The sequence below is a fragment of the Mycobacterium sp. 1245801.1 genome (assembly GCF_001673055.1).
Classification (GTDB): domain Bacteria; phylum Actinomycetota; class Actinomycetes; order Mycobacteriales; family Mycobacteriaceae; genus Mycobacterium; species Mycobacterium europaeum_A.
The window spans coordinates 24,363-36,660 of sequence record NZ_LZKY01000026.1 but is presented as its reverse complement, the minus strand read 5'-3'; the positions used below and the strand labels follow the sequence as shown (position 1 = coordinate 36,660).

Genomic DNA, 12,298 nt, shown 5'->3' with positions numbered 1-12,298 from the left:
GGCGGCACCCTGCTGCCGATGAGCGATGTCATCCGCCTGGCCCGCCACGCCCACCACTATCTCGCCATCTTCGACAACGGCAAGGCCCTGGCGCTCTATCACACCAAACGCCTCGCCTCACCCGGCCAACGAATCGTCTTGTACGCCAAGGACCGCGGCTGCAGCAGCCCCGGCTGCACCGTGGGCGGCTACTACTGCGAAGTCCACCACGTCACCGACTACAGCAAGTGCCACACCACCGACGTCAACAACCTCACCTTCGCCTGCGGCCCCCACCACCGCCTACTACGCCCCGGCGGCTGGACCACCCGCAAAAACACCCACGGCGACACCCAATGGAAACCACCCCCACACCTCGACACCGGCCAACCCCGCACCAACACCTTCCACCACCCCGAAAAACTGCTGCGCGACGGAGACGACGACGAGGACGCCAGCCCGGGGTCGGAATGACCGCCGCACACGATGCGACTAGACCTGGTGGCCACCTGCCGCCCTGGCCGCCTCCCTGGCTGCGATGTAGCCATACACCAGCCCCTGCGCGATCGTCGCGCCGGCGCCCGGGTACGTCGTGCCGAACGCGTTGGCGGCGGTATTGCCGATGGCATACAACCCGGCGATCGCCGCGCCGTCCTCGCGCAGTACCCGCGCCCGCTCATCGGTCTTCAGTCCACCGCAGGTGCCCAGATCGGACAGCACCATCTTCACCGCGTAGAACGGGCCGTTGACCAACGGCCGCAGGTTCGGGTTCGGCTTCACGGTCGGGTCGCCGTAGTAGCGGTCGTAGGCGCTGCGACCGCGGCCGAAGTCGGGATCCGCACCGGCAGCAGCGTTTTGGTTGAAGCGGGTCATGGTCGCAAAGAACTCCGACACCTCAATACCCATCCGGGCGCCCAGGTCGGTGAGGTTGTCCGCGCGCACCGCGATGCCGGCGTCATACCACGTCTGCGGGATGCGCATCCGCGGAAAGAGTTCGGCGGCAAAGACGTAACTGTTGCGGTATTGCTGGTCGAAGACGATCCACATCGCCTCCACCGGGCTGCCCGAGCGCTCCAGCTGCAGCAATCGCTGCCCGAACGACATGTAGTCCGTCGCCTCGTTGGCGAACCGGCGCCCATGCTGATCCACGATCAGGCAGCCCGGCAGCGATCGCTCGGCCAGCATCACCGCCGGCGCCTTGCCGGGCAGCGGCGCGACCGCGGGGAACCACCACGCCTGGTCCATCAGGTCGATGCCGGCGCCGATTTCCTGTCCCGCGCGGATCCCGTCGCCGGTGTTGGCGGCGGCGCCGAGGCTGAGGTTGGCGCCCAACGATTCCGATTGGAATTTCCAGCGCATGTCCATGCTGTGGTCGAAACCGCCGGTCGCCAGCACCACGCCGCGCCGCGCGGTGATCGTCACCTCGCGCCCGTCGTGCTCGACGACGGCGCCGGTCACGCGGTCGCCCTCGCGGGCGAGGCGCGCCAGCGCGGTGCCGGTCCACACCGGGATGCCGGCGCGCAGCACCCCGGTGAACAACCCGGCCATCAGGCCCTGGCCGCCCGCGGCGTAGCGCCGGCCCAGCAGGCGGCCGCCCACGCCCTGCGCCAGTCGCTTGCCGTAGGTGGGAATTCCCTTGCGCGGCATGCGGGCCACCAGGTTCATCCAGCGGTAGTCGGCGCCCGTCGTCGGCATCGGGACGGTGACCTCCATCAGGCCGGGCTCCAGCCGGGTGCGGTAGTCGCCGAGCTGCGAGGTGTCGAAGGGGCGGCATTCGCACGTGCGGCCGGCGGCGCTGCCGCCCGGTTCCTCGGGGTGGTAGTCGGAATAGTCGCGGGCCCAGAACAGCCGCAGCGGAGTGGTGCGGCGCAGCATGTCCACGGTCGCCGCCACGTGCGCGACGAACGCGGCGGACCGCTGCGGGGGCGCGGACCCCGCGACCACCGCGTCCAGGTAGGCGCCGGCGCGCTCGGCGGTGTCACCGGCGTTCGCCTGCGTCAGCACCGGGCTGGCCGGCAGCCACAGCGCACCACCCGAACGGGCGGTCGAGCCGCCCACGTACGAGGATTTCTCCACGATCAGCACCGACAGCCCCAACTCGTGGGCGGCCAGCGCCGCGGCCATGCCCGTGCCGGACCCGACGACGAGCAGGTCGACGCAGGTGTCGGCCACGGGAAGCCCGGCGGGAATCGTCGCGCTGTGCGTCCTCACGCCCGCAACGGTAGGTCGCAACCTCGCCCGGCGGGACGAGCCATCCTGATCAGTGGAACAAGGGGTCCCGCGGGCGGGCCGCGGCGAGTTTAATCAGCCCTATGACGTCGCAAACCGAGGCCGACGAAGTCCGCCTGATCGAAGCGCAGGCCGCCCCGACGCGGTTCGCCCGCGGCTGGCACTGCCTGGGCCTGCTGAGGGATTTCGGGGACGGCAAGCCGCACGCGATCAACGCCTTCGGGCAGAAACTCGTCGTCTTCCGCAGCGCAGACGGCGCCATCAACGTGCTCGACAGCTACTGCCGGCACATGGGCGGCGACCTGTCCCAGGGCGAGGTCAAGGGCGACGAGATCGCCTGCCCGTTCCACGACTGGCGGTGGGGCGGCGACGGGCGCTGCAAGCAGGTGCCCTACAGCCGGCGCACCCCGAAACTGGCCCGCACGCAAGCCTGGACCACGCTGGAGCAGGACGGCATGTTGTTCGTCTGGAACGACCCGGAGCGCAAACCGCCGCCGCCGGAGGTGACGATCCCGCGCATCGAGGGCGCCACCAGCGACCAGTGGACCGACTGGCACTGGTACACCACGGTGGTGGGGAGCAATTGCCGCGAGATCATCGACAACGTCGTCGATATGGCGCATTTCTTCTACATTCACGGCTCGTTGCCGACGTACTTCAAGAACATCTTCGAGGGCCATGTGGCCACGCAGTACATGAACGGCGGAAGCCGGCCCGACATGGGTGGCACCGGATCGCAGATGCTGGGCACGACGTCCGTGGCGTCCTACTATGGCCCCTCGTTCATGATCGACGACCTGACCTATCACTACGAGCATGGCGACGCCAAGACCATCCTGATCAATTGCCACTATCCGATTGACTCGAATTCCTTTGTGCTGCAATACGGCATCATCGTCAAGAAGTCGGACACGCTGCCCGACGATCAGGCCATGCAGACCGCGATCACCCTTGGCGACTACGTCAAGCTCGGCTTCGAGCAGGACGTCGAGATCTGGCGGCACAAGGCCCGCATCGACAACCCGCTGCTGGTCGAAGAGGACGGTCCGGTCTATCAGCTGCGCCGTTGGTATCAGCAGTTCTACGTCGACGCCGCCGACGTGCAGCCAGACATGGTGGACCGCTTCGAGTTCGAGCTCGACACCACCCGCCCCTACGAGGCGTGGATGAAAGAGGTCGAGGCCAACATGGCGGCCCAGGCCTGATGTCTGCGGAACCGTTTCTGCGCGAGGACAATCGACTCGACCAGATGCCGATGGCGCCGGTGACGTGCCGCAACTGCGGTGCGCGGGTGCTGGCCCGCAAGAGCAGCTGGAACCAGACCAGCGTGCAGTGGGACGCAGGTGCTTCGGCGCGCTGCATCGAGCGCCGCGACGCCGACCGCCTGGCCGGCCATCACCGCGGGCCGTTCCTGGCCTGTGACGCGCTGCGGGAGTCGATCCAGTTCGCGGTGGCTACGGGAGAATTGGCGATCGTCGACGCCTGAGTGTCGGCGGCGGCCGTCACGCACCGAACACGTCGAGTGTTCCGACGTAAGCGCGGTTGGCCTTGATCCGTTTCGTCAAACACCACGATCCGTCCGGGCGGCGCCGCCACGTGTCGTGGTAGTCGCCGATGGTGTAGAACCGCGTCGTCGAATCAGCCGTCGCGTCCAGGTGCACATCGCGGACATAGGCGCGACTGGCCGCGGTGTCTCCTGTGACGTCGACGATGACGTTGCCCAAGAAATGTTGGGTGGGGCCGCACTTGTCGAGGAACTCGCGAATCAATCCGATGATCGCCGCGCGTCCTCGTAGCCGTCCCGTCCCGAGATCCCCTTGCGCATCCTCGGCGAGGATTTCGGCCATGACCGCCCAGTCGCGGTCGTCCATGGCCCGGGCGAACCGGATCAGCGCGCGTTGCACGTCGCGCTCGTCGCATAGGTCCTGCAATCGATCAGCAACCATGTCAGGCGTGCGCGCCGCCGTCGACGCGAATCTCCGTGCCGGTGATGAACGCACCGTCGTCGGAGGCCACCATCGCGATCACCGACGCCACCGCGCTTGCGTCGCCGAGTATTTCGCTGTCTTTGCCGTGTAGCAGCGGAGTTTGCTTGGCCCACAGGCCGAGGTCATACCCCTGGGGCATCTTGTCCAGCGTGCTGTTGGCCAGTGCCGTCGAGACGCCGCCCGGTTGGATGTTGACCGCGCGCAGCCCCCGCTTGGAGTAATCCAGCGCCAGCGAGTGCGTGAAACTCAGGATGCCGCCCTTGCTGGCGGCGTAGGCGGCCATGTAGGGATGGGCGAACGATGCCGCGGTGGAGGTGAAGTTCACCACCACGCCGCGCCCGGATTCAAGCAGCGCCGGTAGCGCCTGCCGCGTCATCAGGAACGTGCCGGTCAGATTGACCGCCAGCGTCCGGTTCCAATCGGCCAGGGTGGTCTCATGAGTGTGCGAACAGGTCTGCACGGCAGCGACATTCACCAGTACCTCGAGGCCGCCCAAGTCGGCTACCGCGGTATCGACGGCGGCGATGACGTCCTCCTCGACCGAGATGTCCAGAACGGCGGTGGTGAGGCGATTGCCGCTGCCCGCGTCGTCGGCGGCGGCCGCCGTGCGGGTCAACCCGTCCGCGGCGATGTCGTAGGCCACGACGGTGGCCCCCTCGTCGAGCAGGCGCGCCACCGTGGCCTGCCCGATGCCGGAGCCGGCGCCCGTGACGATGACCCGCCGATCGGCGAAACGATCCATCAGTGCGGCCCTTTTCGTCATGCCGGCTGGAAGGCGCTGACCGGGGCGTCCTCCGGGTACACGGCAGGGCCGCCCAGGTCGTAGGCGGCGTTGAGCGCGCTGATGAACGCCGGATCGTGCAGCGGTTCGCTGGGGATGTCGAGCGTGACGCCCTTGGTCTTGAGGTCGTCGACCATGATGTCGATGGCCTTCGCGACGGTCAGGTCATCCGAACCGTCCATGTTCTTTTTCAGCTCGTCGTAGTCGGCGAACACTTCGGCCGACCAGTGCACCAGGAACCGGAGTTCGTCGGTGTGATGCCGGGCGATCACGTCCGCGCCGTTCTTCAGCAACCAATGCTCGCGGCTGGCGGGGTCCCCGGCGAACACGGTGTCGAAGCCCAGGCCTGCCGGAACCTGTTGATCCAGAGGGCCATTCGCCTCACCACGGTGCACCATCATCTCGTTTTGCACCACCACGCCGCGGTTGTTGATCGGGGGCAGGATGCGTTGCGGCGCTTTGAGCGGTCCGTGCGGCCAGTACGTGAAGCCGCTGCCGGCGTCGAGGGAGAACCAGGTGATGACCTGTGCCATCTTGATCAGGTAGTCGCCGAACAGACCCGACTTACCCATGACGCTGGTCAGCCATGTCGGGGCGTTTTCGTGGCGCACGCCGCGGAAGCTCGGCGAATCCAGGTGGCCGGGATCGCGGTTGGCGCACGGGCCATTGATGTTGAACAGCATCAACTGTGGCTTGGCGTATTCGGCGTTCCAGTAGCTCTTGGCCATCTCCAGGAACCGCTCGTTGTAGAAGCAGTCGTGCAGTTGCGGGTAGAGCACCGCGCCGTAGTTGGCGAGGTAACCGCGGAACGTCGGCGTCAGGAACAAATCGAGCGAGGGGGTGAACCCTTCGGGAAACATGCCGCTCATCGTCGCCATCAACTCGTCGGCCGACGCGAAGTGCTGGGCGATGATCAGTCGCCAGGGGCCTTCGGTGCGCACCACGTCGAGTAGGCGCTCACGCTGGTCGTCGGTGTACACGTTGTCGATCTCGCGGGGCGGCGCCGCCGGCCGCAACACGTCGGAAAGCTCCATCCGGCGCTCGTCGGTGAGCATCAGCTGTCTCCTTTACGGTCAGGGTCGGTTGATTGTGCGCAGCGCTATCGCGATGCGGCGGACCGCTGTCCGGTGATCGGGACGTCAAACCGAAGCGGATTCGCGAACTTGGCCCGCAGCAGCGCTCCGATCTCCGCGACGGCCAGCCGGCCCCGCGCGGTCGCGTCCGAGCGCATCAGAAAGCCGTGGTACATGCCGGGATAACGAGTGACGGTGGTCTGCACGCCGGCGTCGCGGAGCCGGTCCGCGTAGCGCTCACCCCAGTCCCGGATGGGGTCGCAGCCTCCGGTGACCACGATCGCCGGCGGTAGGCCCGAGAGGTCGGCCGCATACGCCGGGACCAGATACGGGTCGGTGGGCGGCCCGGCACCGGCGTCGACCAGCTCGTGCATGTAGTCGATGTCGTCGCGGGTGAGCAGCGGCGCGTCGGGCATCGAAGTGACTGAGGCAACGGTCATGTCGCGGTCCAAGCCGGGATACAGCAGCGCCTGCGCGCAGATGGGCGGTCCGTGGCGATCGCGCGCGGCCAAGGCAACCGCCGCCGCGAGCGAGCCACCGGCACTGTCGCCGATCACCGCGAGCCGGTCGGCGTCGACGCGCAATTCGCCGGCGTTGCGCGACACCCACTCGGTGGCGGCGTAGGCGTCGTCGAACTGCGCGGGCGGCGCTGCCTCCGGGGCCAGCCGGTAGTCCACGGCCACGACGGTGGCCGCTGACGCCGCGGCGAGCTCACGCGCCAGCGGCTCGAACGAGTGGTTGGATCCCATCACCAGTCCGCCCCCGTGCAGATACACCAAGACCGGCGCGTCGGAAACCGTTGTGGGACGGTAGATCCGGACGGGGATGCCACCGGCGGCGCCCGGCGCGAGCGTCTCGGTGACGCCGGCCATCTCGGGCATCGTCTCGGGCAGCGGCGCGGACTCCAGCCCGGCACGCAGCGCCGCCAGACTCCGTTGCCGCATCGAAGCGATCTCGCCGAACGAGGCGACCCGGGCGGCCGCGTCGGGATCCAGTGCGTAGCAGGTCATGTCGTCGTCACGTCAGGGCGCCTCGGTGCTGAACCGCGTCTCGGTTCGCAGTCGTGGGGGCCGTTGCGCGGCAAGTACGTTGGCCCGCTCGGCCATCGCCGCACCGACGCTGTCCGGATGGGTGTGCAGGTAGAACCGGCCCTGCGCGGATTGCCGAAAGATCGCCTCGGCGGCCTCCAGCGGATCCATGGACGCGGCCTTGATGCCGAGCATGCTCGACCGGTGGGTTTCGGCGGCGGCCGCGTCACTGGCCGCCCCCGGATCGACGCCGCCGGCGGACTCGAAGATGTTGGAGCGCACCGGCCCGGGCAGCACGGCCTGGACCTGAATGTGATGGTCGTGTCCGGTGGCCTGCACCTCGAGATGCAGGCACTCGGTCAAGGACAGCACCGCGTGCTTGCTCACGATGTAGGGCGTCTGCAGCGGCATCACCACCACCGCGCCCACCGATGCGATGTTCCACACCCAGGCCTGTTCGTCGGCGGCCATCATCTTGGGCAGAAACGCGCGCACGCCGTAGAAGACACCGCTGACGTTGACGTCCATCACGCGCTGCCAGTTGGTCAGCGGGGTGTCCCACAGGTAGCCGAACTGTTCGATGCCCGCGTTGTTCACCAGCAGGCGCACCGGACCGACGTCGTGATAGGTGCGGTCGGCGAGGTCCTGCACGGCGCCGGGATCGCGCACATCACAGATGACGTCGTGGGCCGCGCCGCCTCCCGCGGACAGTTCGTCGCGCAGCGCGGCGACGGCGTTCCCGTCGATGTCGGCCAGCACCACCGTCATGCCCAGCCGGCGGGCGTACCGGGCCAGGCCGGCGCCGATACCGGATCCGGCGCCGGTGATCACCGCGATTCCGCCCCCGAAGGCCTGCTGTGCGTTCATTGCTATGAGCCGGTGCGGCTTTCGGCGTGCAGTTCCGCGAGGAGCACCGAGTTGGTGGCGTCCAGAATCACGTCCATCTCGCTGAACTGAAGCCCGTCGGCGCCGCGCCGGACGCCGACGTTGACCACCCCGCTGGACACCGCGAACGGCACGAAGTCGGCGATCTGGTTGACGAAGATGTAGAACCGGGCGCGGGTGACATCCCCGTCAGAGCCGGTGCGGTGCAGGTTGGTGGCGTGGTGGCGCAACGGGTACGGGCTCTGCTTGCGGTGCTCCGACAGCCATTCCAGCACCGCGTCGCGACCGGTGAGCTCCGGTGACATCAGTTCTTCGAAAGGGCTTGCGCCGGAATCGCTTCGGGTCAGGTAGCGCACGTCCTCGGCGTAGCTCGCCGCCAGCGCGTCGTAGTCGGCCTCGTCGTAGTGGTACCAGAAGGACGCGATGAACTCCTGCAATTCCGGCAGCGTGATGTCGTTGCTCATGGCGTCAGTCAACTCCGGGATGCCCTCGCCGACACCGCGGATGCCCGGTCAGTGGAACACGGTGTGGGGTTCAGCCGGTGATGAGGCCCCACAGGTCACCGGCGCTCGCGTAGAGCGCGGCGTCGGTGACCTGTTCGTCCCAATACCGCAGCGAGCCGAACTCCGAACGCCAGGCCAGCGCCGCCCGGGTGAATTCGTGCAGGCGGTGCTCACGGGTGGTGCCGATCGCGCCGTGTACCTGGTGGGCGTTGCGCACCACCACCGACGTCGCGTGGCCGGCGCACGACCGCGCTGCGGCGACAAGGAAATTCAGGTCGGGTGTCGACCATGCACCGACGACCGCGGCGTGCAGCGCGGCCTCGGTCGCCGCTCGGGCGAGCGCGGCCTCCGCGGCGATATCGGCGATGAGGTTCTGCACGGCCTGGAATTTGGACAGGGGGCGGCCGAACTGGACCCGTGCCCTCACGTGCTCGACGCACATCTGCAGGATCCGGTCCAAGGCGGCACTGACTTGGATGGACCGCACCAGGGCGCCTTTCTGCCGCAGCTGGGTGAGCGCGGCCGCGGTGACGGGGACGCCTCGCAGGCTCGCCGGGTCGGCGACCACCGTGTCGCGAGGCTCGCCGATCAGGTTGGTGCCCGGGGTGATCGTGAGTCGGCCGGCGGCGACGTCGGCGACGTGGCGTCCACCCTCGGCTCGCCAGACGACCACGATCCGGTCGGCCGAGGCGGCCCACGGCACCTCGGTCGCGCCGCCCTGGTTGTCGAGCACACACACGGTCCGAACCGCGCCGTCGGTGGGTATTCCGCTGGTTTCCAGCAGCCAGCATGCCAATAAATCGTGTTCTGCCAACGGGATTCGGACACCGTGCTCAACCGCCGCGGCCAGGAGTTCGGCCGCTTCATACCAGCCGGCCCCGCTGCCGCCGCGCTGCTCAGGACCGGTCAGGCGCACCAGGCCGAGCTCGTCGAGGTGCCGCCACAGGTCCGGATCCCGCCGGATCGGTGTGGTGGGCGGATGCTTGTCACGATGACCGGCGAAGACCGCGCCCATCATGTTGACGAGTGCCCCGTCGACCGGCGGCCCGGCGCTCATCGCATGCCCAATCCGCGCGCGATGACGCCGCGCAGGATCTCGTTGGTGCCGCCGCGCAGCGTGAAGCCGGGCCGCTGATCCACGGACTGGCGGGCCAGGTGGGCGAACAGCGGATCGGGGGAGTCCAGCGAATCCGCGAATTCCGCGATGTCGCCTTCGGTGACGGTGCCCAGCACCTTGACCACGGCGGCGGGTAGGTCCGCGGGCTCGTGTCGTTCCAGCGCACCGGCCACCGCGGTGGACATCTGATGCAGGCCGGCAACGCGCGCCACCAGTCGCCCCAGGTCCGGATCGCGGGGAATGGTGTTGGCCGCCATGCGATCCGCGCAGGCCGCCAGCAGGACAAACGTGGAAAGGAACCGCTCGGGTCCGCTGCGTTCGAAGGCGAGCTCGGAGGTCACCTGCTGCCAGCCGTTGCCGATCTCACCGAACACCATGGCGTCGGGGACGAACGCCGAATCCAGGACGACTTCGTTGAAGTGGTGGGCGCCGTTCATCGATACGATCGGCCGGATCTCGATGCCGGGCTCGCGCAGGTCGACGATGAACTGGCTCAGTCCGGCGTGCCGATGCGCCGGGTCCACCGGCGCGGTGCGTGCCAGCACGATGAACGCGTGCGCGAGGTGGGCGCCCGAAGTCCAGACCTTCGTGCCGGTCAGTGACCAGCCGCCGTCGACGCGGGTCGCGCGGGTGCGCACGCTGGCCAGATCGGAGCCCGAGTCCGGCTCACTCATCCCGATGGCGAAGTAGCACTCGCCGCGCACGATGCGGGGCAGGAACTTTCGCTTCTGTTCTTCGGTGCCGTATTTGAGCAGCGAGGGCACGATCTGGCGGTCGGCGATCCAGTGCGCGGCCACCGGCGCGCCCGCCGCGAGCAGTTCCCCGGTGACGACGAATCGCTCGATGAAAGAGCGCCCGTGGCCCCCGTATTCGGGCGGCACCGTCATGCCCAGCCAGCCACGCCCGGCGAGCGCGGCGGTGAAGGTCTCGTCCCACCCCGTCAGCCAGGCATCGACCGACGGGGTGAACGCGCCCGCCGCCAGTTGATCGGCGAGGAAGTCGCGCACCTCGTTGCGCAACTCTTCGGTCGTAGCGGCGTCGGTGCTGGCGGGTGGCACCAGACGCGGCAGAGGTGAGCTCATGTGGGCAACTGTAGTGAGCAGCGCTGCTTCGAGATCAACTGAACGCGTGCTGCTCGACACCGAAGCGCTCCCGCAGCAGCCGTTTGAGCAGTTTTCCGCTGGGGTTCTTGGGCAGCGCATCCACCAAGAAGACACGTTTGGGTGCCTTGAATCCGGCCAGGTGCGCGCGGCAGTGAGACAACAGTTCGTCCTCGGTGAGGGTGGTGCCGTCGCGCGGGACGACGGCGGCCGCCACCGCCTCCACCCACACCGGGTGGGGCAGGCCGAACACGGCGGCCTCGTGGACTCCGTTGTGGCGGTACAAAACTTCCTCGACCTCGCGGCTGGCCACGTTCTCGCCACCGGTCTTGATCATGTCCTTCTTGCGGTCGACGACGTGCAGCAGTCCGTGTTCGTCGTAGTAGCCGAGGTCACCGGAGTGGAACCAGCCGCCCTTGAACGCCGCCGCGGTGCGTTCCGGGTCGTTGAGGTAGCCCGACGTCAAATGCGGGCTGCGGTGGGCGATCTCGCCGACCACCCCGGCGGGGAGGGGGTTGTCGTCGTCGTCGAGGATCACCGTTTCCACGTTGAGCACCGGCCGACCGGCCGAACCGCCGTGGGCATCCTGCTCGTCGGGACCCAAAGCGCAGGCCAGCGGGGCCATCTCGGTCTGGCCGTAGAAGTTCCACAGCCGCAGGTTGGGCAGCCGCTCGCGGATCTCGCGCAGGATTTCCGCGGGCATCGCCGAGGCGCCGTAGTAGCCCTTGCGCAGGCTGGACAGGTCCACCCGGTCGAACACCGGTGAGCGCAGCAGCGAGATCCACACGGTCGGGGGAGCGAAATAGTTGGTGACGCGGTAGCGCTCGATCGTGCGCAGCACCGCTTCGGGATCGGGGCGCGGCAGGATGATGCTGGTCGCGCCGAGGTAGACATCCGTGGCCAGGAAGTTGTCCAGCTGAGCACAGTGATACAGCGGCAGCGAATGGATTTCGACGTCGTCGTGCGACATTTCGCCGGCGACGATCGTGCTGACGTACTGCCACATCAGGCTGCGGCTGGTGTGGATGGCGGCCTTGGGGCGCGATTCGGTGCCGCTGGTGTACATCAGCCGCACTGGCTGGTCGTCGTCGATGTGCGGGTTCGGGACCGATGCGTCGGTCGTCAGCCACTGGGCGAAGTCCGCCCACCCGGGCACGCCCCGGTGTCCCCTCGGCACCAGGGCGACTTTGCTTCTGACCACGCCGCCTCGCCGAATCGCCTCGTCGGCGGTCGGCGTCAGGTCCGCCGCGACGACTAGGCCGCCGACCCGACTGTGCTCGAGGATGTAGGCGATCTCCTCGGCGGTCAGCATGAAGTTGATCGGGACCAAGACCACTCCCGCGCGCGCCGTCGCGAACGCCAGCACGGCGTACTGCCAGCAGTTGCGGGACAAGAGGCCTAATCGGCTCCCGGGCCCAAAACCGCTGTCGTGCAACGCCGCCGCGGTCCGGTCCACCAGGCCGTCGAATTCGGCGAAGGTCAGCACGACGTCGTCGTCGATGATCGCGATCTTGTGCGGGTGCCGGCGGGCCGATCGCCGGGGAATATCGCCGAGCCCGTGGCTACGTGCCCGTTCGATCATGACGTCGAGGTCATCGGACTGCATGCCGGTCAC

At 68.1% G+C, this 12,298-nt stretch carries 13 protein-coding genes; 3 read left to right on the top strand and 10 right to left on the bottom strand.

Translation table 11 applies throughout. From position 1 onward, the window contains the following. Positions 1 to 453, top strand: a 453-nt coding sequence (locus tag A5622_RS01710; protein WP_156752799.1) for an HNH endonuclease signature motif containing protein, incomplete at its 5' end; no start/stop codon positions are given. 18 nt (positions 454 to 471) lie between these two features. Here A5622_RS01710 and A5622_RS01705 read toward each other — a convergent pair. Continuing rightward, on the bottom strand, positions 472 to 2,190 hold the full coding sequence (locus A5622_RS01705; RefSeq protein WP_082994507.1) for a 3-ketosteroid-delta-1-dehydrogenase: 1,719 nt from the start codon (positions 2,188 to 2,190) through the stop codon (positions 472 to 474). A 101-nt stretch (positions 2,191 to 2,291) separates the two neighbouring features. On the opposite strand from A5622_RS01705, the gene A5622_RS01700 reads away from it, so the two are divergent. Together A5622_RS01700 and A5622_RS01695 are read left to right on the top strand one after the other, a co-directional pair. Next, positions 2,292 to 3,413 (top strand): Rieske 2Fe-2S domain-containing protein, encoded by a 1,122-nt coding sequence (locus A5622_RS01700; RefSeq protein ID WP_066869885.1) that lies wholly within the window; start codon positions 2,292 to 2,294, stop codon positions 3,411 to 3,413. Further along, positions 3,413 to 3,694: a ferredoxin gene (locus tag A5622_RS01695; protein ID WP_066876260.1), complete on the top strand. Its 282-nt coding sequence runs from the start codon at positions 3,413 to 3,415 to the stop codon at positions 3,692 to 3,694. The genes A5622_RS01700 and A5622_RS01695 overlap by 1 nt, the downstream gene beginning before the upstream one ends. A 16-nt stretch (positions 3,695 to 3,710) precedes the next feature. Here the strand turns inward: A5622_RS01695 and A5622_RS01690 are convergent, their stop codons facing one another. From A5622_RS01690 to A5622_RS01650, 9 genes are all read right to left on the bottom strand, one after another. Then, complete coding sequence (locus A5622_RS01690) at positions 3,711 to 4,139, bottom strand: nuclear transport factor 2 family protein (protein WP_066876272.1); 429 nt, start codon at positions 4,137 to 4,139, stop codon at positions 3,711 to 3,713. 16 nt (positions 4,140 to 4,155) lie between these two features. Continuing rightward, entirely contained in the window at positions 4,156 to 4,938 is a 783-nt protein-coding gene (locus A5622_RS01685; RefSeq protein WP_066876259.1) for an SDR family NAD(P)-dependent oxidoreductase, read from the bottom strand. Between the two features lie 17 nt (positions 4,939 to 4,955). Beyond that, positions 4,956 to 6,032, bottom strand: a complete 1,077-nt coding sequence (locus tag A5622_RS01680; RefSeq protein WP_066869875.1) for a hypothetical protein — start codon at positions 6,030 to 6,032, stop codon at positions 4,956 to 4,958. Between the two features lie 44 nt (positions 6,033 to 6,076). Continuing rightward, positions 6,077 to 7,060, bottom strand: a complete 984-nt coding sequence (locus A5622_RS01675; RefSeq protein ID WP_066876257.1) for an alpha/beta hydrolase — start codon at positions 7,058 to 7,060, stop codon at positions 6,077 to 6,079. Positions 7,061 to 7,072: 12 nt separating this feature from the next. After that, positions 7,073 to 7,945: an SDR family oxidoreductase gene (locus A5622_RS01670; RefSeq protein WP_066876255.1), complete on the bottom strand. Its 873-nt coding sequence runs from the start codon at positions 7,943 to 7,945 to the stop codon at positions 7,073 to 7,075. 2 nt (positions 7,946 to 7,947) lie between these two features. Beyond that, complete coding sequence (locus tag A5622_RS01665) at positions 7,948 to 8,427, bottom strand: nuclear transport factor 2 family protein (RefSeq protein WP_066869866.1); 480 nt, start codon at positions 8,425 to 8,427, stop codon at positions 7,948 to 7,950. A gap of 70 nt (positions 8,428 to 8,497) precedes the next feature. After that, a complete protein-coding gene (locus tag A5622_RS01660) occupies positions 8,498 to 9,523 on the bottom strand; it encodes an acyl-CoA dehydrogenase family protein (protein WP_066876253.1) in 1,026 nt (341 codons plus the stop codon). Next, a complete protein-coding gene (locus A5622_RS01655) occupies positions 9,520 to 10,665 on the bottom strand; it encodes an acyl-CoA dehydrogenase family protein (RefSeq protein WP_066876251.1) in 1,146 nt (381 codons plus the stop codon). The genes A5622_RS01660 and A5622_RS01655 overlap by 4 nt, the downstream gene beginning before the upstream one ends. 34 nt (positions 10,666 to 10,699) lie before the next feature. Beyond that, a complete protein-coding gene (locus A5622_RS01650) occupies positions 10,700 to 12,298 on the bottom strand; it encodes an acyl-CoA synthetase (protein ID WP_082994506.1) in 1,599 nt (532 codons plus the stop codon).